Source organism: Mycobacterium sp. NGS58, from assembly GCF_059812385.1.
In genome coordinates this window covers 86,396-110,008 of the sequence record NZ_JCALCO010000020.1, presented here as the reverse complement: position 1 = coordinate 110,008, position 23,613 = coordinate 86,396, and the positions used below count along the sequence as shown (strand labels likewise).

Sequence of the window (23,613 nt, the reverse complement as noted above, 5' to 3'; positions counted from 1 at the left end):
GCTACGTTGGTTCTCGGCGGAGCGGCTCCGGGCCCGCCGCGGCGCTCCGCACCCGTGTGGCGCGCCCACCGGAGCGGAGAAGAGGAGTCCGGATGAACGCACCCAGCGCAGACGCCATCCGCGCAGAAACCATCACCATCACCGGCCACGGCGGCGACGAGATCGAGGCATACCAGGCCGTGCCGCTGGCGCAGGGCTCGCGCGGTGGCGTCGTGTGGATCCACCACATGCCCGGATACGACAGGGAAACAAAGGAGTTCGTCCGCCGGCTCGCCGTCAGCGGCTACAACGCGGTGGCGCCGAACCTCTACTCGCGGGAAGCGCCCGGTGCCGCGCCGGATGACGCGGCCGCGGCGGCGCGCGCCGCCGGCGGGGTGCCCGACGAACGACTGGTCGGCGACGTCGCGGGCGCGGTGGAGCACCTGCGCACGTTGGCCGGCGCAAACGGGAAGTTCGGTGTCATCGGCCACTGCTCGGGCGGTCGCCACGCCTATCTGGCGGCCTGCTCGCTGCCCTTCGACGCGGCGGTGGACTGCTACGGGGCGTTCATCGTCGAAGACCCGCCCGAGGGCATGCCCAAGGCGATGAAGCCAATCCTCGACCTGGCCCCGAATCTGCGCTGTCCGCTGCTGGGCCTGTTCGGCCTCGACGACCGGTTCCCGGCCCCCGCCGCGGTGGCCACGCTGGACGCCGAGCTCGACAAGCTGAACAAGCCGCACGAGTTCCATTCCTACGAAGGCGCGGGTCATTCGTTCTTCTCGGTCGACCGGCCGGCGTACCGGCCGGAGGCCGCGGTCGACGGCTGGCGGCGCATCGACGAGTTCTTCGCCACCTACCTGAAGGGTTAGGCACCGCCATGTGCACCTATCTCACCGAACATGTCGAGATCGACGGCAGCGGCAAGGGCGCGACGGGATGGTTCGGTGCCAACCGCGCGACGGTGTACGTCGATCATCCGGTCCATGCGCCCTACGGCCACACCGTCAATATCGACGTGATCAACCCGCAGCTGGGCCCGTCGGCGCGGGTGGCCCTGGAGTTGACCGAGGAGAGCGCGCTCGCGCTGGCCGACGCCATCCGCAAGGCCATCGGCCACGCACCGGCCGGACTGGCTTCGAAGGATCAGTGAGCGATGACCCCCGAAACCGACTACCCGCAGATGGCCGCCGCGCGGGGCAGGATCGAACCCGCCCCCCGCCGGGTGCGTGGTTATCTCGGCGATGCTCTGGTCTTCGACACCACCGCCGCCCGGTACGTGTGGGAAGTCCCGTATTACCCGCAGTACTACATCCCGCTCGACGACGTCCGTTCGGATTTTCTGCGTGACGAAAACCATTCCCAGAGGGTGCAATTCGGCCCCTCGCGGCTGCACTCGCTGGTGGCCGCCGGCCAGACGCACGAAGCCGCGGCGCGGGTTTTCGACGCCGACGGCGACGGCCCGCTGGCCGGTACCGTGCGGTTCGAGTGGAATCCGTTGCGCTGGTACGAAGAAGACGAGCCGATCTACGGTCACCCACGCAATCCCTATTCGCGCGTGGACGCCCTGCGTTCGCACCGGCACGTCCGAGTCGAACTCGACGGAATCACTCTGGCCGACACCAATTCTCCCGTATTACTGTTCGAAACTGGTTTGCCGACAAGGTATTACATTGATCCGACGGACGTTGCCTTCGAGCACCTGGAACCCAGCGCGACGCGGACGTTGTGTCCCTATAAGGGAGTGACGTCGGGGTACTGGTCGGTGCGGGTGGGGCCCCCGGGCGAGCAAGTCCTGCGCGAGGACCTGGCGTGGACCTACCACTATCCGCTTCCGGCGGTCGGACAGATTGCCGGCCTCATCGCGTTCTACAACGAGAAACTCGACATCGCCGTCGACGGCGTGAGATTGGCGCGGCCGCAGACGCAGTTCAGCTAGCGTTGGCGCGGCACGCGGCGGTGTGATCTATCCCTCGCCGACCGCAAAAGCCTGAGAATTCCTTACTTCTGAGTCGATAGCGCTCTCACGTGGGCTGTTAGCGGTGCGGCCGAAATCCGCCGGATGCGCGTTTGCCTGACTTTCGCTGCGGGTAAGCGAGTGCGATAGCGCGCCATTGGAAGTCTGAGCAGAACCTGAGTGCGCGGAGTGACGTAGCTAACGTCGAGCACTTCGAACTGCGGTGGGGCGATTTTTGGCCAGTAGACTACCGAAAACCAGTCTCGTCAGCGCCTTTCGGTGCTGAAAGCCGGTGAATCCGGAGGCCAGTCCGTCGCACACGTAGCGGCGGCTTTGCCACTTGACCACCAGAGCCGACAAACACAGCAAAGGCGGTGCCAGCGTGAACGATGTGAACGGCCCTACGGCCGCGCACGACGATCGAGACGGGCGGGTCTTCGAGCTCGACACCACCTCGGTGGTACGACTCCCGTTGCACAACGGTCCGATCAGCGATCTCGACATCAGTCCCGACGGGCGCCGGCTGGTCGTCACCAATTACGGCCGCGACACGGTCTCGGTCGTCGACGCCCGCACGTGTCGGGTCTCGAGCACCGTGCCCGGGCTGGCCGAACCGTTCGCGGTCGCCATGAGCAGGACGGACTCCAACTATGCCTACATCAGCATCGCGACCGCCGGCTATGACGCCATCGAAGTCATCGACGTGGTCACGAACTGGCGCATCGCCACCCATCGGCTCGCGAACAGCCTGAGCGACCTGGCGGTGAGCCCGGACGGTAAATACCTCTACGCCAGCCGGAATGCGGCTCGCGGCGCCGATGTGGCGGTGCTGGACACCAGCACCGGTGAGCTCGAGGTCATCGACCTCGCGATCGCCCCCGGCACCACTTCCGCATGCGTACGGATCAGCGCCGACGGACGCCGGCTGTATGTCGGGATCAACTCCCCGACCGGCGGCAGTCTCGCCGTGATCGAGACCCGGACGCGGTCCGAAAACCGCCTGATCGGCGGCCGGTCGCGCATCGTCGGCATCGTCGATCTGGGTCTGCCCGTCCGCGACGTGGCGCTGAGCTCCGACGGCGGCACCGCCTACGTGGCAAGCTGCGATCCGGTCGCGGGCGCCGTGCTCGACGTGGTTGACACCCGTGCCACCAAGATCGTCGGCACCCACAAGGTTTCGGAGATCACCGGCCCGCTCACGCGGATGACCCTCAGCCGCGACGGGACGCGGGCCTACCTGGTCAGCGACGACCGCATCACGGTGGTGAGCACCCACCAGCAGGAGGTCGTCGGCGAGGTCAAGGTGTCCAAGCACCCGTCGTGCGTGGTGGAAAGCCCCGACGGTGGCCGACTCTATGTCGCGGACTACGCCGGTGTGGTCACCGCGGCCCGGATCGCCTCCCCGGCACCGACGCACGCCCAGCACGGCGCGAACCACCCTGAGCTGTCGGTCGCCGGCTGGCTGCCCGAGCTTCCGGAGTGGGAGCCGGTCCTGGCCTGACTTCGGGCCCAAAGCGGCCCCGGCCGAACGGGATCCACGCGATCAACCGTCAGTCTCCCCAGGTGCTGACACGCGCGCCGATTTCAGGCTTAGGGTAGAGGCGCCCGACGGCACATGCGGTGCCGCGCCGAGACTAAGGCGGTAGCTCAGTGGATGGCACGATGCAGGACTTTCCGTTGACCATCACCGCGATCATGCGACACGGCTGCACGGTGCACGGCGAGCGAACCGTCACGACCGCCACCGGGGATGGCTACCGGAGCACGACCTACCGGGAGCTGGGGCAACAGGCCGCGCAACTGGCGAATGGCCTGCGCCGGCTCGGCATCACGGGTGATCAGCGCGTGGGCACGTTCATGTGGAACAACGCCGAGCATCTCACCGCATACCTGGCGTTGCCGTCGATGGGTGCCGTCCTGCATACCCTCAACATCCGCCTGTTCCCCGAGCAGATCGCCTTCGTCGCCAACGAAGCCGAAGACCAGGTGGTGCTGGTGGACGCCTCACTGGTCAAACTGCTCGCACCCGTGCTGCCCGACCTCAAGACCGTGCACACCGTGATCGTGGCCGGCGACGACACCGAGCCGCTGCAGGGGTCGGGCAAGACCGTGCTGCGCTATGCCGATGTCCTCGGCGCCGAGTCCACCGAGTTCGACTGGCCACACATCGACGAGAACTCCGCGGCCGCGATGTGCTACACCAGTGGCACCACCGGAAACCCGAAAGGCGTTGTCTACAGCCACCGTTCGAGCTATCTACACACCATGGGCGCGTGCACCACCAACGGAATCGGTGTGGGGTCGGCCGACAGCGTGCTGCCCGTCGTGCCGATGTTCCACGCCAACGCGTGGGGGCTGCCGTACGCGGCGCTGATGGCCGGCGCCGACTTGGTGTTGCCGGACTGCCACCTCGACCCTCCGTCGCTGGTCCGGATGATCGAGGACTTGAAGCCCACCGTGACCGGCGCGGTACCGACCATCTGGAACGGCGTCCTGCACCACCTCGAGGACGAGCCCGACCACGACATGTCCTCGCTGCGGTTGGTGGTCTGCGGTGGCTCGGCCGTCCCGATATCGCTGATGCGCACCTTCGAGGAAAAGCACGACGTGCAGATCCGTCAGCTGTGGGGCATGACGGAGACGTCGCCGCTGGCCACCATGGCGTGGCCCCCACCGGGTACCGGCGAGGACCAGCACTGGGCCTATCGCGGAACGCAGGGCCAGCCCGTCTGCGGGGTGGAGATGCGCATCGTCGACGACGAGGGACGGGTGCTGCCCAACGACGGCAACGCCGTCGGTGAGGTCGAGGTCCGCGGTCCGTGGATCGCCGGCTCGTACTACCTGGGCCGCGACGAATCGAAGTTCGACTCCGGCTGGCTGCGCACAGGCGACGTGGGCCGAATCGACGAGCGGGGATTCGTCACCCTGACCGACCGCGCCAAAGACGTCATCAAATCCGGTGGGGAATGGATCTCCTCGGTCGAATTGGAGAACCTCTTGATCGGCCACCCGGACGTGATCGAGGCCGCCGTCGTCGGCGTTCCCGACGAGCGCTGGGAGGAACGGCCGCTCGCTGTGATCGTGGCCAAGAACGACGCTTCGGTGAGTGCCGACGAGTTGCGAAATTTCTTGGCCGACAAGGTTGTTCGCTGGTGGCTACCCGAAAGGTGGACCTTCATCGATGAGATTCCGCGCACCAGTGTCGGCAAGTACGACAAGAAAACCATTCGGTCTCGATACGCCGGAGACGAGTACGAGGTGGTCGAGGCGCGGAGCTGAAAGGCTTTATACCAGTGGCACATTCGCTCGTCGTCGATCAATCCGTGGTTGCTCCGGTCGCGGTCGAGGACGCTTTTCACCGGACGCTGCCGATCCCGCTCCCGACGCTTTTTCACCGCTGGTATGGACCTTTCCCGCCGATCAGTGAAGTGCGCGAGCAGACCGGAGCCTGGGACGCGGCGGGCCAAACCCGCGTTGTGCGCCTGGCCGGCGGTGCCAGCATGCGCGAGGAACTGACCAGCGTCGACCCGCCACGGTCCTTCGGCTACCGGCTCTCCGAGGTCACCGGTCCCATGGCGCTGCTGGTCGACCACATCCTCGGCGAATGGATCTTCGCCCCGGCCGCGGGCGGCACCGAAATCACCTGGCGCTGGGACATCCGCCCGCGCTCGACGCTGACGGCCTGGGCCCTGCCGGTGCTCGGCAAAATGTGGAAGGGCTACGCGCGCCGGGCGCTGCGCGACCTGTCGACCCTGCTGACGGGCTGACCCTCGACCGCTAGCGTGGGAAGCCATGTGCCGACTCTTTGGCGTACACGCCGGGACACACGCGTGCACCGCGACCTTCTGGCTGCTGGATGCGCCGGACAGCCTGGCCGAACAGAGCAGGAGAAATCCGGACGGCACCGGCCTGGGTGTCTTCGACGAGCACGGCCAACCGCACCTGTACAAGGAGCCGATCGCGGCGTGGCAGGACGCCAAGTTCGCGACCGAGGCGCACCGGTTGACCGGCACGACCGTCGTCGCGCACGTCCGCTACGCGACCACCGGGTCGCTCGACGTCCGCAACACCCACCCGTTCCTGCAGGACGGGCGGATCTTCGCGCACAACGGCGTCCTCGAAGGATTGGACGTCATCGACGAGCGGCTGCGTGAGGTCGGCACCGACGATTTGGTGTTGGGCGACACCGACTCCGAGCGGGTCTTCGCGTTGATCACCGCCGCGATCCGGGCGCACGACGGCGACATCACCGCCGGCATCACCGACGCGATGCGATGGCTCGCCGAGCACGCTCAGATTTATGCCGTCAACGTGTTGCTGAGCACCGCCACCGACATGTGGGCACTGCGCTACCCGGAAACCCATCAGCTCTACATTCTGGATCGATCCGACGATGCGGCGTCGCGCGACCCCGAATTCGACTTGTGCACCAAGCGGATTCACGCCCGCTCAGAGCACCTGTGCGAGCGGCCCTCGGTGGTGTTCGCCACCGAGGTGATGGACGACGAGCCGCGCTGGCGGCTGCTGCCGGCGGGTGAACTCTTCCATGTCGATGCGGATTTGCAGATCCACCGCAGCATGATCCTGCCGGACCCGCCCAAGCACCTGCTGCGTCGCGAGGACCTCAGCTCGCCGGTGGAGGAGTCGCAGCACGCCCTGCCGAACACCCGGCAGCTGGCCTGATCCGTGCTGGCAAGGTGAACGACGTGACAACCAAACGCGCCCTGGTGCTGGCCGGCGGCGGAATAGCGGGAATCGCCTGGGAGACAGGTGTTCTGCGGGGCATCGCCGACGAGTCGCCGGTGGTGGCCCGGCTGTTGGCCGAGTCGGACGTGCTGGTGGGGACATCGGCGGGATCGGCCGTCGCCGCGCAGCTGAGCAGCGGCCACACCCTCGACGAGCTGTTCGACCGGCAGGTCGCCGAGTCGTCGGCCGAGATCGATTCCGGCGTCGACGTCGAGACCATCACCGAACTGTTCCTGACGGCCCTGGGCGAGCCCTATGAGGACACGCTGGACCGGACCCGGCAACAGATGCAGCGCATCGGCGCCGTGGCGCTGGCCACCAAAACCGTTCCCGCGCCGGTGCGCCGCGACGTCATCGCGCGGCGCCTGCCGTCGCACCGTTGGCCGAACCGCGAGTTGCGGATCACCGCGATCGACGTCGACACCGGCGAGTTGACCGTCTTCGACCGCGACTCCGGCGTCGAGCTGGTCGATGCCGTCGCGGCCAGCTGCGCGGTGCCCGGGGCGTGGCCGCCGGTGACGATCGCGGGCCGCCAGTACATGGACGGCGGCGTGGCCAGTGCGGTCAATCTCGTGGTGGCCGCCGACTGCGCGACGGCGGTGGTCCTGGTGCCCTCGGGCGTGGATGCGCCGGCGCCGTTCGGCGCCGGGCCGGCCGCCGAGGTCTCCGCGTTCCCCGGCGCGGCGCTCGCCGTCTTCGCCGATGCCGGTTCGCTGGCCGCCTTCGGTCCCAACGCGCTGGACCCGGGCTGCCGCATCCCGTCGGCTTTGGCCGGACGCGAGCAGGGCCGTCGCGAAGCCGCGGCCATCGCCCGGTTCCTGGGTTTGTGACAGTGGTTGGCGCGCAAGCGATTTGAGCGCGCTCAGCGCTCGATCGCGGGCGGGACCTCGTGGTCGTCTGCGACTTCCAGGGCGTCCAGCGCGTCGTCCGCCAGCGCGCGGCCGGCGGCGATCACCTCCACCGCCCGGTGGAATTCCAGTGCCCGGCACGTCGAGCGCGGGACCTCGATGTGCAGGTCGGGCGGGTAGACCGCCAGCGTGTGGCGCGCCAACGCGGCCTGGGCGATGTCGATCGTGCGGTTCATCACCTCGAAGCTGCCCAGTTTCGGCACGTCGGTTCCCACCCCGGGCAGTTCGGCGGCGTCGTCACCGGCCGCCGGCTGCTCGTCGTCCGGGGCGTCCGACCAGCCCTCCGATTCGCCTGCCGGCCCGCCCAGCCTGCCCAGCACCGCCCGCGCGGTCGGGCGATCGAGCAGCGAACGGGCGGCGGCCGTGTCGAGCAGCGCGGAGGTGCTGCGCACCATCCGGGTCAACCACTCGACGGTGGCCCCGGGCTCGGGTTCGCGGTTGGTGATCGCCTCGCTGCCGGACAGGCTCACCGCGATGGTCAGGTCGGCGTTGACCGCGGCGAGCGGGGCCATCGGCAGCGGATCGAGGATGCCCCCGTCGGCGAGCAGTCGCCCGTCGACCGCGTGCGGTGCGATCACGCCGGGGATCGCGATGGACGCCCGGATCGCCTCGTCGAGCGGTCCGCGCTGAAACCACACCGACTTGCCCGTCAGCAGGTCGGTCGCTACCGCGGTGTAGGGGATAGGCAGTTCTTCGATGGCGACCGGCCCCAGGATGTCGCGCACCGCGTCCAGGATCTTGCCGGCCCGCATCACACCGGCCGCGCTGATGGACGGGTCCAGCAGCCGCAGGATGGTGCGCTGGGTCAGCGACTTCGCCCAATCGGCGAACTCGTCGAGCCGTCCGGCCGCTTGCAGGCCGCCGACCAGCGCACCCATCGACGAACCGGAGACGCCGACGATGTCGTAGCCGCGCGCCGCCAGGGCCTCGATCACCCCGATATGGGCGTAGCCACGGGCGCCACCGCTGCCGAGCGCGAGTGCCACCCGCGTCGCTTCCGATCGGCGTTCGTCAGGCACCCCTCCATTTTGCGCGGAGCGGGCTCGTCACCGGGGGGCGCCGGCACTTTTTTCAGCCGTGATCGCAATTACGCGGCGGCGAAAATCCCGACGCGCGGACGCTACCCGCATTCATCGTTGGCGGCCGCCCGCGCGGCGACGATCACCGCGGCCTGCCGCGCCGGCGTCAGCTTCGACCAGGGGGCATTCCAGCTGCCCGCGGTGCCCGACGGGGACGCCTGCACCATCGACAGATACGGCTCGAACAGCGACGCACCGGTCTTGGGCTGCGCGTCCATCCACTCGTGCGCGGCGTGACAGGCCTGGTAGTACTCCTCTTCGGTCGAGTCCGCGGGGACGTCGACCCTGGTCGTCACGCCGGCTGGGGACAGCCCGACCGAGCCCGGCGGCGCCGAATTCGGGCCGTTGGGAATGCCGGATTGCCGCGTCGACGGCGACGAGGGGGCGCCGCTGTGGGCACCGTGCGAGCATCCCGCAACCGCCAGCACCCCGGCCGCGACGAGAACCGCGGACCACCGTCGGGGCCGATCACCGCGCAGGCGCACGGTCTCAATCTATGCAACACTGGCGGCCGTGATGGAGCGCTTCGGATTTTGCGAGTGTTGTCGGCCGTAACACGCCGCCGCTCGTCCCATCCGTTTTCGCCCGAAAGTTTCCCACTGTGACTTTGCCCCTTGCCGGGCCTGCGCCCGTCGCCACCGTGACTGCCCCGCGCCTGCGGCCGCTGGCCGCCCCATCCTCCGGTCCGACCCGGCTGCGGGTGCCCGATCTGCTCTACGCCACCGACCGGGCCGCCGACGACGTGCTCAGTGGGCGCTGCGACCACCTGTTGCCCGAGGGCGGCATACCCGAGTCGCGGCGCTGGTTCACCCGCATCCACGGCGACGAGGAACTCGATGTCTGGTTGATCAGCTGGGTGCCGGGCCAGCCCACCGAGCTGCACGATCACGGTGGGTCGCTGGGCGCATTGACCGTCATTTCCGGATCGCTGAACGAATACCGTTGGGATGGTCGAGCCTTGCGGCGCCGCCGGCTCGACGCCGGTGATCAGGCCGGATTCCCGTTGGGCTGGGTGCACGACGTGGTCTGGGCGCCGCGGCCGGTCACGGTGCCCGTTTCCGTCGCGGGGGCGCCCAGCCTCGGCGCCGCGCCGACCCTGAGCGTGCATGCCTACTCGCCGCCCCTGACGGCGATGTCGTACTACGAGGTCACCGAAAACAAGAGGTTGCGGCGCGAACGCACCGAACTGACCGACCAGCCGGAGGGATCGCTTTGAGCCGCATCGACGTCGTCTTGAGATCGGCCCGGCGGCGGTATCGCCGCCTGCCCGCCGTCGAGGTGCCTGAGGCGCTGCGGCGCGGCGCGGTGCTGGTCGACATCCGGCCGCAGGCGCAGCGCTTTCGTGAGGGCGAGGTGCCCGGGGCGCTGGTGATCGAGCGCAACGTGCTGGAGTGGCGCTGCGATCCCACCAGCGACGCGAAGCTGCCCGAGGCCGTGGGCGACGATGTCGAATGGGTGATCCTGTGTTCGGAGGGCTACACGTCCAGCCTGGCGGCGGCCGCGCTGCTGGACATCGGCCTGCACCGCGCCACCGATGTCATCGGCGGTTATCACGCGCTGGCCGGCGCCGGCGTGCTGAGCGAGCTGGCCGGCGCCCGGGTCGACACGGCGTTGGCGGACACCGGCGGGGGCGCTCGCCGCTGGCTCTAGCTCGTCTCGTCGGAGTGCAGGAGCGGCCGCAGTTTCGCCGTCTTGTCCGGCGTCCAGCCGGGCGGTGGCAGCACGGCCGCCCAGCCGTCCGCCACGTTGGCGACGTAGCGGTGGCCATGCCCGTCGGGTACATCCACCGCCACGGCCATGTCGGCCGAAACCTGCAGGAAGGTGACCACCGGAATCCAGCGCGTCTGGGGTAGCACGTCATAGCCGCGCGGTTCGTTCAGCCAGTCGGGCTTGCTGAACAACAGGTCCGGCGTCCACCAGGCGATCGGGTCCGACGCGTGCTGCAGATACACCACCCGCGGGTGATCCCACGGCGCGTCGGGGCGCGTCAAATCCTTGGCGCGAGCGACGAATCGGACGAACCGACCGTCCTGGTAGATCGGTAACCACTCCGGCGATCCGCTGTCACGCGTCGACGTCAGATCGGTCCAGATGGTGTTCTTGAAGGTCGGTCCGCTGAACAACGCCCCGTCGGTGCGCGCCAGCACATTGTTCAAGCTCAGGAACGGCGCTTCGCCCCCGAACGATCCCAGGCTCTCGCCGAACACGACGAGCTTGGGCCGCTGGGCCTCGGGCATCTGGCGGATCAACTTGTCGACGGCCTCGAAGAGCGCCTGTCCGGCGTGCCGGGCATTTTCCTTGTCCACCAGGAACGACAGCCAGCTCGGCAGGAACGAATACTGCATGCTCACGATCGCGGTGTTGCCGTTGTACATGTACTCCAGTGCCGAGGCTTCCGCCTCGTTGATCCAGCCGGTACCGGTGGTGGTGCCCACCGCGACGACGGCGCGCTGCAGCCCCCCGGTGCGCTGCAATTCCCGGGCCGCCACCTCCGCGGCCGCCGTGATGCCCTTGGACGAGTCCAATCCGGCGTAGGCGCGGATCGGCTCGATGGCCGGGGCGCCGTTGAACGCGGTCAGATCGGCGACCTTCGGACCGCCCGCGACGAAGATGCGCCCTTGGTGGCCAAGGGATTCCCACGACACCAGCGAGTCGGGGCCACCGGAGCGCAGCGGGGTTTTCGGCGGCGCGCTATCGGGGCTCAACTCGTCGTTGGCCGACGCGAAGGTGTCGTTCATGGTGCGCATGGCGAACTTGAGCACGACACCGTTGAGCACGGCGACGGTCATGACCACGAGCGTGATGACCACGATGGTTGCCGAGAGCCGAAACGGAACGAACCGGTCCACCTGACCGACCAGAAAGCGGACCAGCCAGCGGGTGAACTGGCCTAGTTCGACCACCGTGAACAGCACCACCAACGATAGGACTCCCGCCAGCGGGTAGTCATACCACTGCAAATGCGCCACGCCCATCAAGTCGCGCACGTCGTCCTGCCACACGTGGAACCAGATCGCCATGAGCACCTGGCCCACCACGCCGATCGGGATCAGCACCTTCCATGCCCAGGATGGCGGCGGTGGACTGTGATCCTTTTCGCCCATGAACCGCACCAGCCAGACCGAAAAGACCCCCAGCCCATAGCCGATGGCGCCGGACAGCCCGCTGACCAGACCCTGGAACAACGGGCCGCGCGGAAGCAGCGAGGGCGTCAGCGAAAGCCAGATGAAGATCAGGCCGACGGCGGTGCCGGTGAATGTGTAATGCCTTACCCACCAAGGCTTTTGCGTCCAGGGTAGGGTGGGCGCTGCGCGCCCGCTTCGCGGTGCGGGGGCCGGTTGCGGTGCGACGCCCGGCTCGGCCCCCTCGACGTGGTCGGCCGAGGCGTGGTCTTTCTCGGTGGGTGTCGCGGAAATCGGCTCGCTCATCCAAGCGTCCTAGCGGTGGGTGAAGTTCGGCGGGCGCTTCTCGACGAAGGCCGCCATCCCTTCGGACTGATCCTCGGTTGCGAAAGTCGAGTGAAAAAGCCTGCGCTCGTACAGAAGTCCCTCGGTCAGGGTGGACTCAAACGCACGGTTGACGGCCTCTTTGGCCATCCTGGACGCCGAGCGCGACATCTGCGAAATGGTGGTCGCGACGGCTTTGGCCTCGGTCAGCAGGTCGTCGGCCGGCACCACTCGCGAGACCAGACCGCTTCGTTCGGCTTCTTCGGCGCCGATGGTCCGGCCGGTCAGGATGAGGTCCATGGCCTTGGCCTTGCCGATGGCGCGGGTCAGCCTTTGTGAGCCGCCCATGCCGGGCAGCACACCGAGTTTGATCTCGGGCTGGCCGAATTTCGCTGTGTCGGCGGCGATCAGCACATCGCACATCATGGCGAGCTCGCAGCCGCCGCCCAGCGCATGCCCGGCCACCGCGGCGATCGTCGGGGTGCGAACCGCCGCGAGCCTGCTCCACGGGGCGAAGAAGTCGGCGGCGAAGGCGTCGGCGAACGTCAGTCCCGCCATCTCCTTGATGTCGGCGCCGGCGGCGAACGCCTTGGCCGAGCCGGTGATGATGATGGCCCCGATGCCGGGATCGTCATCGAAATCCGCTGCCGCGCGGGTGACTTCGTTCATCACCTGGGTGTTGAGCGCGTTGAGGGCCTTCGGCCGGTTCAGGGTGATGATGCCGACACGCTCTTCGCGCTCGACGAGGATGGTCTCGTAATCTGTGTCTGTCATCCCAAACCGCCTTCCTAGAAGCTCAAGTCGTCGTCGACCGGGGTGAAATACGCCTCGACGTCGGCCGCGGTGACCGCGGACAGCTGCGCCGGTGACCACTTCGGATCGCGATCTTTGTCGATCAGCTGCGCGCGGATGCCCTCCACCAGATCGTGTGAGCGCAGCGATGCCGAGGACACTCGATAGTCCTGCACCAGAACGTCTTTCAGTGTCTCGAGGTTGGCGGCGCGGCGCACCGCCTCCAGGGTCACCGACAGCGCGATCGGGGAACGGGTGGCGATCAGGTTGGCAGCATCGCTGGCCGGCCCTTTTTGGTGACCCCGCAGACTGGCGACGATGTCCTCGACGGTGTCGCCGGCAAAGCAGTCGTCTATCCATTCCCGTTGCGCGGCAAGCTCACTGGGTGGCGGTTCGACGGCGTACTTGTCGAGCGCCTTATCGACGCCATCGGTGACCACCGCGCGACGGAACGCCTCGACATCCCCATGGGGTAAGTAGTGGTCGGCAAAACCCATCGCGATCGCGTCGGCGCCGGAGAACGGTGCCCCCGTCAACGCGGCGTGCAGACCAAGCCCGCCCGGAGCCCGAGACAACAGATAGACGCCGCCGACGTCCGGAATGAAGCCGATGCCGACCTCGGGCATCGCGATCTTGGACGTATCGGTGACCACCCGGGCGTTGGCGTGTGCGCTGACGCCGACGCCCCCACCCATCACGATGCCGTCCATCAGGGCCACGTAGGGCTTGGGGAACTCGGCGATCTGCGCGTTGAGCAGATACTCGTCGCGCCAGAAGTGTCGCGCCTCGACCCCGTCCTTGCGTGCGCTGTGGTAGATCGAGACCACATCGCCACCGGCGCACAGTCCGCGTTCGCCGGTGCCGGAGAGGACCACCGCACGCACCGCGTCGTCGTCCGCCCACTGGGTGAGGACGGCGGTCAGCGCGTCGACCATCTGCTGATTCAGCGAGTTGATGGCCTTGGGCCGGTTGAGCGTGATCAAGCCGACGCTTCCCTCGACTTCCGTCAGAACCTCATCGGACTCGTCGGTCACGCCCTCGCCTCCCATCGCCGGTCCAGCCCCGAGGAAGAAATCTAGATCCTCGCGACCGGCGCAGTACCCGCGGGTAAGGGTTATCTTTAACGCGACGACAACGGCGAACGCTATATAGACCCCCAAAACGCCCAGGTCCGCTGGGAACCAGGGTGCGACGCCGATCGTTGAGATTGTGTTCGCACAGCTCGAAGCCAATTAGAGAGGATCCGACGGTGCGGGAGACAAGCAACCCGGTATTTCGTTCGCTGCCTAAGCAGAGGGGCGGATACGCGCAATTCGGCACTGGCGCGCCCCCGATGCAGGGCTATGGCTATGGGGCCGACCCCTACGCGGCTCCCTACCAGGCCCCGTATCAAGAGGCCAAAGCCTCGCGTCCGCTGACCATCGACGACGTCGTCACCAAGACCGGTATCACGCTGGCCGTGCTGGCGATAACCGCCGTGGTCTCCTACTTCCTGGTCGCCCGCGACGTGGCGCTGGCCATGCCGCTGGCCCTGGTCGGCGGGCTGGGCGGCCTGGCTCTGGTGCTGGTGGCCACCTTCGGCCGCAAGCAGGACAACCCGGGCATCGTGCTGGGCTACGCCGTGCTCGAGGGTCTGGTCCTGGGCGCCATCTCGTTCGTGTTCGCCAACTTCACGGTGTCGAACGCCAACGCCGGTGCGCTGATCGGTGAGGCGGTGCTGGGCACCTTCGGGGTGTTCTTCGGCATGCTCGTCGTCTACAAGACCGGGGCCATCCGGGTGACACCCAAGTTCACCCGCATGCTGGTCGCCGCGATGTTCGGCGTGCTGGCCCTGATGCTCGGCAACTTCGTGTTGGCGATGTTCCACGTCAACGGCGGCACCGGCCTGGGCCTGCGCAGCGGCGGCACGGTGGCGATCATCTTCTCGCTGGTGTGCATCGCGATCGCGGCGTTCAGCTTCCTGATCGACTTCGACGCGGCCGACCAGATGGTTCGCGCCGGCGCGCCGGAGAAGGCGGCATGGGGCATCGCGCTCGGCCTGACCGTGACGCTGGTCTGGCTGTACATCGAGATCCTGCGTCTGCTGAGTTATCTGCAGAACGACTAGTTCTCTTCAACGAAAAGACCGGCACGCCAATTGGCGTGCCGGTCTTTTCGTCCGTGGCGGTTGTGAACTTTCTCGTGCGGTACGGCGGTTGAGTGTGAAGCCGCGGCGTTGAGCGTGAAGCCGCGGCGTTGAGCGTGAAGTGGCGGCCGGGGCTTCTCGGCGCGTCGCCGCCGGGGTTTCACACTCGCCGCCCAGGTTTCACACTCGGCCCAACGACGGCCGGCCGGCCGGGATCGAGCGCCCTAGCTGAGCCGCTCGATCACCATTGCCATGCCCTGGCCGCCGCCGACGCACATGGTCTCCAGACCGAACGTCTTGTCGTGGGTCTGCAGGTTGTTGAGCAGCGTGGTGGCGATGCGCGCACCGGTCATGCCGAACGGGTGCCCCAGCGCGATCGCCCCGCCGGACACGTTCAGCTTGTCCTCGTCGATGCCCAGCTCGCGCGCCGAACCCAGCACCTGGACGGCGAACGCCTCGTTGATCTCGAACAAATCGATATCGCTGACCGACAGCTTGGCGCGGGCCAGCGCCTTCTTGGTCGCCTCGATCGGGCCCAGGCCCATGATCTCCGGGGACAGGCCGCTGACCCCGGTGGACACGATGCGCGCCAGCGGGGTCAGGCCCAGTTCCTTGGCCTTCGTGTCGCTGGTGATCACCACCGCGGCGGCTCCGTCATTGAGCGGGCAGGCGTTGCCGGCGGTCACCGTGCCGTTGGGCCGGAACACCGGCTTGAGCTGGCTTATCTTCTCGTAGGTGGTGCCGGGGCGCGGGCCGTCGTCGGTGCTGACCGTGGTGCCGTCGGGCAGGGTCACCGGGGTGATCTCGCGCTCGAAAAACCCACTCTTGATCGCTTCCTCGGCGCGGTTCTGGCTGCGCACTCCCCAGTGGTCCTGGTCTTCGCGGCTGATGCCGGTCAGCAGTGCAACGTTTTCGGCCGTCTGCCCCATGGCGATGTAGACGTCGGGGATGTTGTCGTCGGCGCGGGGATCGTGCCACTCCTCGGCGCCTTGGGCCGCGGCGGCCGACCGCTCCTGGGCCTCATCGAACAGCGAGTTCTTGGTGTCCGGCCACGAGTCGGCGCTGCCCTTGGCGAAGCGGGACACGGTTTCCACGCCCGCGGAGATGAAGGCGTCGCCCTCACCGGCCTTGATCGCGTGGAAGGCCATCCGAGAGGTCTGCAGCGAGGACGAGCAGTAGCGGTTGACCGTGGTCCCCGGCAGGAAGTCGAAGCCGAGCTCGACGGCGACGACCCTCGCCAGGTTGAATCCGGATTCCCCGCCTGGTTGGCCGCAGCCCAGGATCAGGTCGTCGATCTGGTGCGGGTTCAGCGCGGGCACCTTGTCGAGGGCGGCGCGCACGATCTGGACGGTCAGGTCATCGGGTCGCATGTTGACCAGCGACCCCTTCATCGCGCGGCCGATCGGCGAGCGAGCAGTTGAGACGATGACGGCTTCAGGCATGGTGGTTCCCTTCAGATCCCTGCAGATCCCACGGATGGGGCTGGCTCGCTTCACCGTCGGGCGGTAGGTCCACCCCGACGGGCGAGAACAAATCTAGTCGCTGCCGACCTCGGGGCACGACGACGGGGCAGGTCCGGGCGTCGGACGCCGCCACAGCCGCGACATCACGCTGGTGCGGGTGTGCAGCTGACCGAGCACCGGTGTCGCCGCGGGCACCGCCGAACTCGGCGGCGGCTGCCCCACCTCCTCGCCCAGCGCATCGCAGAGGGCGAGCAGCAGCGCGTCGGCCGCGAGCGCATAGGCGGGTGCGGAGGGGTGGAAACCGTCGGCGGAAAACATCGCGTCGGGGGTGGCGCGGAATTGCGGCGCCATCAGCTGCGCCAACGGCACCGGCACACCACCGGCCGAGCGGACCACCGCGGTCTGGGCGCGGGCGAGTTGCAGGCAACGCTCGTGCGCCAGCGACCGCAGCGGCTGCGGAATGGCGCTGATGAAGCCGAGGTCGGGGCAGGTGCCGACGATCACCACCGCGCCGCGGGCGCGCAACTTGCGGACGGTCAACGCCAGCCGCTGCGCCGATTGGCTGATGCCGTTGAGAGCGGTCACGTCGTTGGCGCCGACCATGATCACCGCGATGTCCGGCGGTGGGCCGGCCACGAACATCGCGTCGACCTGACCACACACGCCCTTGGAGGTGGCGCCCACGATCGCCTTGGTGCTCAACCGGATTCGTTTCCCGGTCTGCTCGGCCAGGCCCCGGGCAATTCGCACCCCGGGCACTTCGTCGGCGCTCATGCAGCCGTATCCGGCGGCGGTCGAGTCGCCGAAGATCATCAGGTGCTGGTCGACCGCCATGCCGCGGTGCCACCGTTCCACCGGGCCACCGCCGCGCACGTAGACGCCGTCCGCACGCGGCGGGATGTCCCATGCCTTGGGAATGATCGTGCGCGCGTGGGTGGCCTGGCCGACCAACAGACTGCGTGCCCCCAGGTAGGCGGTTCCTGTTGAGGCCAGCGCGCCCGCTGTGGCCAGGGCGATCGTCGAACGACGTGGCACCCGCATGGTCACGCCCCCATTTTAGAGGGGCTTGGGGGTTTGCGCGGGCGGCTGGAAAACGAACTGATCACGGTGCGAAGCAAAACTGGTATCAAATCAGCTATTTCATACGTTGCACTAAGCAACGCCTGTCAAGCTGAAGACAAGGGATTGGCTGAGCGCTCTGGCAAACGGCTGAACCAGACGCTTGGGCTCCTCGTCACATGCTGTATCGCACTACAACGGCGTAGGAAGTGTTGAGCATGACCGCACCTAGTAAGGAATCGGGGTTATCGGCAAATACCGTTCGGCCCCATGACGTCCTCAGAGCGCGTCGAGCCCAGGCGCGCAAATTCGCGATCAGCGACGGCGCCCCGGTCGAGGTCCTGGAATCCGGGCCCAGCGTCGCCGCCCGACTGGCCAACCTCACCTCGCGGCTGACCATCCGGCCGATTCTGTCCGTCGGCAGCCACGTCCCCAACCTGCCGTGGCCCTGGGGTCTCATCGACCTCACGGCACGGGTGCTGATCCCGGCTTCGGCCACCGTCCGCGAGACGGTGAAGCTGCCCCATGCGTCGGCGCAGCTGGTGCGCGCCCCCGGGGTGCTGCCCGCCGATGGCACCCGCCGGGTGATCGTCTACCTGCACGGCGGTGCGTTTCTGACCTGTGGGGCCAATTCCCACGGCCGGCTCGTCGAAGCCCTCTCCAAGTTCGCCGACTCGCCCATCCTGGTGGTCAATTATCGTCTGCTGCCGAAGAATTCGGTCGGCATGGCGCTCGACGACTGCCACGATGCGTACCGGTGGCTGCGGCGGCGCGGATACGAACCCGACCAGATCGTGCTGGCCGGTGACTCCGCGGGCGGCTACCTGGCGCTCACGCTGGCCCAACGCCTGCAGGAGGAGGGCGAGGATCCCGCGGCGCTGGTGGCGATCTCGCCGCTGCTGCAGCTGGCCAAGGAGCCCAAGCAGGCCCACCCCAACATCGAGACCGACGCAATGTTCACGGCCGGGGCCTTCGATGCGCTCGCCGAGCTGGTGGCCGCCGCGGCGAAGAAGAACATCGTCGACGGGAAGCCCGAAGAGATCTACGAGCCGCTGGACCACATCAAGCCGGGGCTGCCGCGCACACTGATTCATGTGTCGGGCTCTGAGGTGCTGTTGCATGACGCGCGGGTGGCGGCGAGCAGGCTGGCCGCGGTGGGCGTACCGGCCGAGGTACGGGTGTGGCCCGGCCAGGTCCACGACTTCCAGCTGGCCGCGCCGATGGTGCCCGAGGCCGTGCGTTCGCTGCGGCAGATCGGCGACTACATCCGCGAGGCGACGGAATAGACGCGCAACTTCGCTAAGAGTAGTTGTGCGCCGCGCGAAACGGCCTGAGACGATGAACGCATGCGGATCGCGCAGCACATCAGTGACCTCATCGGCGGCACACCGCTGGTGCGTCTGAACTCCGTCGTCCCCGACGGCGCGGGCATCGTGGCGGCCAAGGTCGAATACCTCAATCCCGGTGGCAGCTCGAAGGACCGGATCGCGGTCAAGATGATCGACGCCGCCGAAGCCAGCGGGCAGCTGCGGCCCGGCGGCACCATCGTCGAACCCACGTCGGGCAACACGGGCGTGGGGTTGGCACTTGTCGCCCAGCACCGCGGGTACAAGTGCGTGTTCGTCTGCCCCGACAAGGTGAGCGAGGACAAACGCAACGTGCTGATGGCCTACGGCGCCGAGGTCGTAGTCTGCCCGACCGCCGTGCCGCCCGAGCATCCGGACAGCTACTACAGCGTCTCCGATCGGCTGGTCACCGAGATCGACGGTGCGTGGAAGCCGGACCAGTACGCCAACCCGGAGGGCCCGGCCAGCCACTACGCCACCACCGGCCCGGAGATCTGGGCCGACACCGACGGCAAGGTCACCCACTTCGTCGCGGGCATCGGTACCGGCGGAACGATCACCGGCGCGGGCCGCTATCTCAAAGAGGTCTCCGGCGGCGTGGTGCGCATCATTGGCGCAGACCCCGAGGGATCGGTGTATTCGGGCGGCACCGGCCGGCCCTACCTGGTGGAGGGCGTCGGCGAGGACTTCTGGCCGCAGGCGTACGACGCAGGAGTGCCCGACGAGATCATCGCCGTTTCGGACTCCGACTCCTTCGACATGACCCGGCGGCTGGCTCGCGAGGAAGCGATGCTGGTCGGCGGGTCGTGCGGGATGGCGGTGGTCGCCGCGCTCAAGGTCGCCGAGCAGGCCGGCCCCGACTCGATCGTGGTGGTGTTGCTGCCCGACGGCGGGCGGGGCTACATGTCGAAGATTTTCAACGACGCCTGGATGTCGTCGTACGGGTTCCTGCGCAGTCGCCTCGACGGCTCGACCGACCAGTCCAGGGTCGGCGACGTGCTGCGCCGCAAGTCCGGTGAGCTGCCTGACCTGGTGCACACCCACCCCTCCGAGACGGTGCGCGACGCGATCGGCATCCTGCGCGAGTACGGCGTGTCCCAGATGCCGGTGGTTGGTGCCGAGCCCCCGGTGATGGCGGGGGAGGTGGCCGGCAGCGTGTCCGAACGCGAACTGCTGTCGGCCGTTTTCGAGGGCCGGGCGAAGTTGGCCGACGCGGTCGCGCAGCACATGAGCCCGCCGCTGCCCATGATCGGCGCGGGAGAGTCCGTCAGCGCGGCCGGCAAGGCGCTGCGCGATTGGGACGCATTGATGGTGGTCGAGGAAGGAAAACCGGTCGGCGTGATCACCCGCTATGACTTGCTGGGTTTCCTCTCCGATGGGCCTCGGGGGCTGGCCGGGCGCCGGTAGTTCGCGGTGCCGCGCATCTCGCCCGCGCGCGACGCGCTCGGGTACTGTTTCGGCCTAGTTCAGCTGGACGCGAGTGGAAGGTTGCCCATGACCGATCAACCGCCGCCCGGCGGCGCCTACCCGTCACCTCCCTCGTCGCCCGGGCCCTCGGGCGGTCAGCAGCCACCCTCGGGTGGGCAGGAGATCCCGGCGCCGCAGGCGCCCGCCGGCGGTTCCTCTTCGCAGCCACCGCCGCCGCCACCACCGGGTGGGTCCTACCCGCCGCCCCCGCCGTCGGCCGGGGGATACGCGCCGCCACCCCCCGGACCGGCGATCCGCACCCTGCCGACGCAGGACTACACGCCGTGGCTCACCCGCGCGCTGGCGTTCATCATCGACATCCTCCCGTACGTCGTCGTGCACGGCATCGGCACCGCGATCCTGGTCGCCACCCAACAGACCGCCTGCATCACCGACGTCACGCAATATGCCGTCAACCAGTACTGCGCCACGCAGAATTCGACCACTGGCATGGTCGCCCAGTGGCTGGCGTCGATAATTGGGCTGTTCTATCTGATCTGGAATTACGGATATCGTCAGGGCACCACCGGCTCGAGCGTCGGCAAATCGGTGCTCAAGTTCCAAGTGCTCAGCGAAGTCACCGGCCGACCCATCGGCTTCGGAATGTCGGTGGTGCGCTCGCTGGCACACTTCGTCGATGCGATCATCTGCTTCATCGGTTTCCTTTTCCCGCTGTGGGATTCGAAGCGCCAAACGCTGGCGGACAAGATCATGACGACGGTGTGCTTGCCGCTCGACGGGGCCGAGAGGCCGGCCGTCACCTAGGCTGATCGTCGATGAGCGACGACCCCAACGGACATTCCGAGTTCACCGGACTGGCCACCAAAGCGATCCACGCCGGCTATCGGCCGGACCCGGCGACGGGAGCGGTGAACGCGCCGATCTACGCCAGCAGCACCTTTGCCCAGGACGGCGTCGGCTCGCTGCGCGGCGGATTCGAATACGCCCGCACCGGCAACCCGACCCGGGCCGCACTTGAAGCGGCGCTCGCCGCCGTCGAAGACGGCGCCTACGGGCGAGCTTTCGGTTCGGGCATGGCCGCCACCGACTGCGCGCTGCGGGCGATGCTGCGGCCCGGCGACCACGTGGTGATCCCGAACGATGCCTATGGCGGCACCTTCCGTTTGATCGACAAGGTCTTCAGCCAGTGGAACGTCGAATACACCCCGGTGGCGTTAAACAACCTGGACGCCGTTGCCGCCGCGATCACGCCGCGAACCCGGCTGATCTGGGCGGAAACCCCGACAAATCCGCTGCTGTCCATCGCCGACATCGCCGCCCTTGCCGAACTGGGTAAGCGGAGTTCGGCAAAAGTGTTGGTGGACAACACTTTTGCGTCGTCCGCGCTGCAGCAGCCGTTGACGCTGGGGGCCGATGTCGTGCTGCATTCCACCACCAAATACATCGGCGGGCACTCCGACGTCGTGGGCGGTGCGCTGGTCACCAACGAGCAGGAGCTGGACGAGGCGTTCGGCTTCCTGCAGAACGGGGCCGGCGCTGTGCCCGGCCCGTTCGACGCCTACCTGACGATGCGCGGCCTGAAAACCCTGGTGCTGCGCATGCAGCGGCACAGCGAAAACGCTTCGGCCGTAGCGGAATTTCTCGCCGAGCATCCCGCGGTGGGCACCGTGCTCTACCCCGGCCTGCCCTCGCATCCGGGACATGAGATCGCGGCGCGGCAGATGAGCGGCTTCGGCGGCATGGTGTCGGTGCGCATGCGCGGCGGTCGGGACGCCGCCCGCGATCTGTGCGCCAAGACCAGGGTGTTCATCCTGGCGGAATCGCTGGGTGGGGTCGAGTCGCTGATCGAGCATCCCAGCGCCATGACGCACGCCTCGACGGCCGGGTCGCAATTGGAAGTCCCCGACGATCTGGTGCGGCTGTCGGTCGGCATCGAGGACATCGCCGACCTGCTGGCCGATCTCGATCAGGCCCTCGCCTAGCGGCGATCGCGAGGGCGGCGGTGCCGGGCGAAGCGGGTCGCCGCGATTGGGCCAGCGGCGATCGCGAGGGCGGCGGTGCCGGGCGAAGCGGGTCAGGAGTGATAGGGCTCCGCGCTGAGCAGCTTCACCTTCACTGTGTTGCCGTTCGGCACGGTGTAGCTGCGGGTCTCGCCCACCTTGGCGTCGATCAGGGCGCCGCCCAGCGGTGAGTTCGGCGAGTACACCTCGAGTTTGCCGTCGTTCACGCCCTCCTGGCGGGTGGCGATCAGGAAGGTCTCCGTGTCGGACTCGTCGCCGTTGTAGCAGACCTTCACCACCGAGCCCGGCAGCGCGACGCCGGACTGCTTGGGCGCCTCGCCGACCTTCGCGTTGTTGAGCAGGTCCTGCAGCTGGCGGATGCGCGCCTCCTGCTGACCCTGCTCCTCGCGGGCGGCGTGGTAGCCACCGTTCTCGCGCAGGTCGCCTTCCTCGCGGCGGTCGTTGATCTCCGCGGCGATGACCGGACGATTCGCAATCAAGTGATCGAGCTCGGCCTTGAGTCGGTCGTGTGACTCCTGGGTAAGCCAGGTCACGGAAGTGTCCGTCATCTCGTCGTGCTCCTCGTATCTTGTTCCGCGAGTTCGCGTTAAGTCCTGTTAGCTCCGCCGCTCCCGACGTGTGCGCGTCCCGCCCCGTGTGCTGCCGCTCCGTTTTGCTCACGGCCGCTAATGCAGCAACACGGTCCCAACCGGAACCGTGTATTCATCCATGTTACCACCGCGCTAACAGTTGATGACCCCATATTCGCAGTTCGATCGCGGATTGGAGGTCACGCGGGGCGCAGGTAGGCGGGCACATCGGTGCCGCAGCCATAGATGTCGGCCACCACCGGCGGTTCGAATGATTTCACCGTCGTGGTCACCTGCACGGTGGCCGCGTCCGACGGCGGGACCAGCAGCTCTCGGCGGCCCGTCTCGCTGCCGTCCTGCGAGCGGACCCGCACGATGCAGTCCACCGGCCGCGACGGATCCGATCGCGTCACGCTGATCGTTATCGAGGCGGTCTGGTCGTCGATCACCCGATAGCCGGCCATCGTCCCCTTGACGTCGCTGGTGCCGAACCGGTGATAACCGACGAGGGCAACGACGACCCCGGCCACGACTACCAGCGCTCCCAGCGTGACGATCACCCACCGCCGGGAGATACGAGACAACCGGGAGCGCCCGTAGCGGGCCTCCGGACGCTGGATCGGGGATTCGGTCATACCTGGTTATGCCTGGTTGTCGGCTGCCCGGCACCGGCCGACAGCATGCAACGAACTCGGAAC

24 protein-coding genes are annotated in these 23,613 nt (G+C 67.8%); 15 read left to right on the top strand and 9 right to left on the bottom strand.

The genetic code is table 11. The features are described 5' to 3' along the window. Positions 1–92: 92 nt before the first annotated feature. The 8 genes from AC5Y4H_RS18965 to AC5Y4H_RS18930 all read left to right on the top strand — a co-directional run bounded on the left by AC5Y4H_RS18965 (position 93) and on the right by AC5Y4H_RS18930 (position 7,509). Positions 93–848: a dienelactone hydrolase family protein gene (locus AC5Y4H_RS18965; RefSeq protein WP_499983985.1), complete on the top strand. Its 756-nt coding sequence runs from the start codon at positions 93–95 to the stop codon at positions 846–848. An 8-nt stretch (positions 849–856) separates the two neighbouring features. Further along, positions 857–1,129, top strand: coding sequence for a DUF6295 family protein (locus AC5Y4H_RS18960; protein WP_065054221.1), 273 nt, complete (start codon positions 857–859; stop codon positions 1,127–1,129). A gap of 3 nt (positions 1,130–1,132) precedes the next feature. Next, the gene (locus tag AC5Y4H_RS18955; protein ID WP_499983983.1) at positions 1,133–1,915 is read left to right on the top strand and encodes a DUF427 domain-containing protein; all 783 of its coding nucleotides are present in this window, start codon (positions 1,133–1,135) and stop codon (positions 1,913–1,915) included. A 400-nt stretch (positions 1,916–2,315) separates the two neighbouring features. Beyond that, a complete protein-coding gene (locus tag AC5Y4H_RS18950; RefSeq protein WP_499983982.1) occupies positions 2,316–3,434 on the top strand; it encodes a WD40 repeat domain-containing protein in 1,119 nt (372 codons plus the stop codon). Between the two features lie 149 nt (positions 3,435–3,583). Further along, positions 3,584–5,212, top strand: a complete 1,629-nt coding sequence (locus AC5Y4H_RS18945; protein ID WP_499983978.1) for a long-chain fatty acid--CoA ligase — start codon at positions 3,584–3,586, stop codon at positions 5,210–5,212. A gap of 14 nt (positions 5,213–5,226) precedes the next feature. Continuing rightward, positions 5,227–5,700, top strand: a complete 474-nt coding sequence (locus tag AC5Y4H_RS18940) for an SRPBCC family protein (RefSeq protein WP_499983976.1) — start codon at positions 5,227–5,229, stop codon at positions 5,698–5,700. A gap of 25 nt (positions 5,701–5,725) precedes the next feature. Then, complete coding sequence (locus AC5Y4H_RS18935) at positions 5,726–6,616, top strand: class II glutamine amidotransferase (RefSeq protein ID WP_499983975.1); 891 nt, start codon at positions 5,726–5,728, stop codon at positions 6,614–6,616. Between the two features lie 23 nt (positions 6,617–6,639). Then, positions 6,640–7,509 carry a patatin-like phospholipase family protein gene (locus tag AC5Y4H_RS18930; protein ID WP_499983973.1) on the top strand — a complete coding sequence of 290 codons (870 nt, stop codon included), beginning with the start codon at positions 6,640–6,642 and terminating at the stop codon, positions 7,507–7,509. Positions 7,510–7,541: 32 nt separating this feature from the next. Here AC5Y4H_RS18930 and AC5Y4H_RS18925 read toward each other — a convergent pair whose 3' ends face one another. Both AC5Y4H_RS18925 and AC5Y4H_RS18920 read right to left on the bottom strand, forming a co-directional pair. After that, complete coding sequence (locus tag AC5Y4H_RS18925) at positions 7,542–8,606, bottom strand: patatin-like phospholipase family protein (RefSeq protein WP_499983972.1); 1,065 nt, start codon at positions 8,604–8,606, stop codon at positions 7,542–7,544. 101 nt (positions 8,607–8,707) lie between these two features. Next, positions 8,708–9,151 (bottom strand): lipoprotein LpqV, encoded by a 444-nt coding sequence (locus AC5Y4H_RS18920; RefSeq protein ID WP_499983970.1) that lies wholly within the window; start codon positions 9,149–9,151, stop codon positions 8,708–8,710. Between the two features lie 155 nt (positions 9,152–9,306). Here AC5Y4H_RS18920 and AC5Y4H_RS18915 point away from each other — a divergent pair, with 155 nt between their 5' ends. Beyond that, on the top strand, positions 9,307–9,882 hold the full coding sequence (locus AC5Y4H_RS18915) for a cupin domain-containing protein (protein ID WP_499984006.1): 576 nt from the start codon (positions 9,307–9,309) through the stop codon (positions 9,880–9,882). After that, positions 9,879–10,316 (top strand): rhodanese-like domain-containing protein, encoded by a 438-nt coding sequence (locus tag AC5Y4H_RS18910; RefSeq protein WP_499983968.1) that lies wholly within the window; start codon positions 9,879–9,881, stop codon positions 10,314–10,316. The genes AC5Y4H_RS18915 and AC5Y4H_RS18910 overlap by 4 nt, the downstream gene beginning before the upstream one ends. Here AC5Y4H_RS18910 and AC5Y4H_RS18905 read toward each other — a convergent pair. Genes AC5Y4H_RS18905 through AC5Y4H_RS18895 form a run of 3 tightly spaced genes read right to left on the bottom strand, consistent with a single transcriptional unit; the run spans position 10,313 to position 13,938 of the window. Then, on the bottom strand, positions 10,313–12,094 hold the full coding sequence (locus AC5Y4H_RS18905) for an alpha/beta hydrolase (protein ID WP_499983967.1): 1,782 nt from the start codon (positions 12,092–12,094) through the stop codon (positions 10,313–10,315). The genes AC5Y4H_RS18910 and AC5Y4H_RS18905 overlap by 4 nt on opposite strands. Positions 12,095–12,103: 9 nt before the next feature. Further along, a complete protein-coding gene (locus AC5Y4H_RS18900) occupies positions 12,104–12,886 on the bottom strand; it encodes an enoyl-CoA hydratase (protein WP_499983966.1) in 783 nt (260 codons plus the stop codon). A 14-nt stretch (positions 12,887–12,900) separates the two neighbouring features. After that, a complete protein-coding gene (locus AC5Y4H_RS18895) occupies positions 12,901–13,938 on the bottom strand; it encodes an enoyl-CoA hydratase/isomerase family protein (protein WP_499983965.1) in 1,038 nt (345 codons plus the stop codon). A 215-nt stretch (positions 13,939–14,153) separates the two neighbouring features. Between AC5Y4H_RS18895 and AC5Y4H_RS18890 the strand changes: the two genes are divergently transcribed. Further along, positions 14,154–15,011, top strand: coding sequence for a Bax inhibitor-1/YccA family protein (locus AC5Y4H_RS18890; RefSeq protein ID WP_499983964.1), 858 nt, complete (start codon positions 14,154–14,156; stop codon positions 15,009–15,011). 242 nt (positions 15,012–15,253) lie between these two features. Here AC5Y4H_RS18890 and AC5Y4H_RS18885 read toward each other — a convergent pair whose 3' ends face one another. Beyond that, a complete protein-coding gene (locus tag AC5Y4H_RS18885; RefSeq protein ID WP_499983963.1) occupies positions 15,254–16,471 on the bottom strand; it encodes an acetyl-CoA C-acetyltransferase in 1,218 nt (405 codons plus the stop codon). A gap of 93 nt (positions 16,472–16,564) precedes the next feature. After that, positions 16,565–17,527, bottom strand: a complete 963-nt coding sequence (locus AC5Y4H_RS18880; RefSeq protein WP_499984004.1) for an SGNH/GDSL hydrolase family protein — start codon at positions 17,525–17,527, stop codon at positions 16,565–16,567. 242 nt (positions 17,528–17,769) lie between these two features. Between AC5Y4H_RS18880 and AC5Y4H_RS18875 the strand changes: the two genes are divergently transcribed. The 4 genes from AC5Y4H_RS18875 to AC5Y4H_RS18860 all read left to right on the top strand — a co-directional run bounded on the left by AC5Y4H_RS18875 (position 17,770) and on the right by AC5Y4H_RS18860 (position 22,307). Next, the gene (locus AC5Y4H_RS18875; protein WP_499983961.1) at positions 17,770–18,837 is read left to right on the top strand and encodes an alpha/beta hydrolase; all 1,068 of its coding nucleotides are present in this window, start codon (positions 17,770–17,772) and stop codon (positions 18,835–18,837) included. Positions 18,838–18,897: 60 nt separating this feature from the next. Beyond that, positions 18,898–20,304 carry a cystathionine beta-synthase gene (locus tag AC5Y4H_RS18870; RefSeq protein ID WP_499983959.1) on the top strand — a complete coding sequence of 469 codons (1,407 nt, stop codon included), beginning with the start codon at positions 18,898–18,900 and terminating at the stop codon, positions 20,302–20,304. An 87-nt stretch (positions 20,305–20,391) separates the two neighbouring features. Next, positions 20,392–21,129 carry an RDD family protein gene (locus AC5Y4H_RS18865; RefSeq protein WP_499983958.1) on the top strand — a complete coding sequence of 246 codons (738 nt, stop codon included), beginning with the start codon at positions 20,392–20,394 and terminating at the stop codon, positions 21,127–21,129. 11 nt (positions 21,130–21,140) lie between these two features. After that, the gene (locus tag AC5Y4H_RS18860; protein WP_499983956.1) at positions 21,141–22,307 is read left to right on the top strand and encodes a cystathionine gamma-synthase; all 1,167 of its coding nucleotides are present in this window, start codon (positions 21,141–21,143) and stop codon (positions 22,305–22,307) included. A 92-nt stretch (positions 22,308–22,399) separates the two neighbouring features. Here AC5Y4H_RS18860 and greA read toward each other — a convergent pair whose 3' ends face one another. Next, positions 22,400–22,894, bottom strand: a complete 495-nt coding sequence (gene greA / locus AC5Y4H_RS18855; RefSeq protein ID WP_067348672.1) for a transcription elongation factor GreA — start codon at positions 22,892–22,894, stop codon at positions 22,400–22,402. A gap of 221 nt (positions 22,895–23,115) precedes the next feature. Continuing rightward, positions 23,116–23,550, bottom strand: a complete 435-nt coding sequence (locus AC5Y4H_RS18850; protein WP_499983955.1) for a DUF4307 domain-containing protein — start codon at positions 23,548–23,550, stop codon at positions 23,116–23,118. Positions 23,551–23,613 lie beyond the last annotated feature (63 nt).

Excerpts from the sequence above, each read along its gene's own strand:
- AC5Y4H_RS18965 (WP_499983985.1), top strand. The coding sequence starts at position 93 with ATGAACGCACCCAGCGCAGACGCCATCCGCGCAGAAACCATCACCATC.
- AC5Y4H_RS18960 (WP_065054221.1), top strand. The coding sequence starts at position 857 with ATGTGCACCTATCTCACCGAACATGTCGAGATCGACGGCAGCGGCAAG.
- AC5Y4H_RS18955 (WP_499983983.1), top strand. The coding sequence starts at position 1,133 with ATGACCCCCGAAACCGACTACCCGCAGATGGCCGCCGCGCGGGGCAGG.
- AC5Y4H_RS18935 (WP_499983975.1), top strand. The coding sequence starts at position 5,726 with ATGTGCCGACTCTTTGGCGTACACGCCGGGACACACGCGTGCACCGCG.
- AC5Y4H_RS18905 (WP_499983967.1), bottom strand. The coding sequence starts at position 12,094 with ATGAGCGAGCCGATTTCCGCGACACCCACCGAGAAAGACCACGCCTCG.
- AC5Y4H_RS18900 (WP_499983966.1), bottom strand. The coding sequence starts at position 12,886 with ATGACAGACACAGATTACGAGACCATCCTCGTCGAGCGCGAAGAGCGT.
- AC5Y4H_RS18885 (WP_499983963.1), bottom strand. The coding sequence starts at position 16,471 with ATGCCTGAAGCCGTCATCGTCTCAACTGCTCGCTCGCCGATCGGCCGC.
- AC5Y4H_RS18875 (WP_499983961.1), top strand. The coding sequence starts at position 17,770 with ATGACCGCACCTAGTAAGGAATCGGGGTTATCGGCAAATACCGTTCGG.
- AC5Y4H_RS18870 (WP_499983959.1), top strand. The coding sequence starts at position 18,898 with ATGCGGATCGCGCAGCACATCAGTGACCTCATCGGCGGCACACCGCTG.
- AC5Y4H_RS18865 (WP_499983958.1), top strand. The coding sequence starts at position 20,392 with ATGACCGATCAACCGCCGCCCGGCGGCGCCTACCCGTCACCTCCCTCG.
- AC5Y4H_RS18860 (WP_499983956.1), top strand. The coding sequence starts at position 21,141 with ATGAGCGACGACCCCAACGGACATTCCGAGTTCACCGGACTGGCCACC.
- greA (WP_067348672.1), bottom strand. The coding sequence starts at position 22,894 with ATGACGGACACTTCCGTGACCTGGCTTACCCAGGAGTCACACGACCGA.
- AC5Y4H_RS18850 (WP_499983955.1), bottom strand. The coding sequence starts at position 23,550 with ATGACCGAATCCCCGATCCAGCGTCCGGAGGCCCGCTACGGGCGCTCC.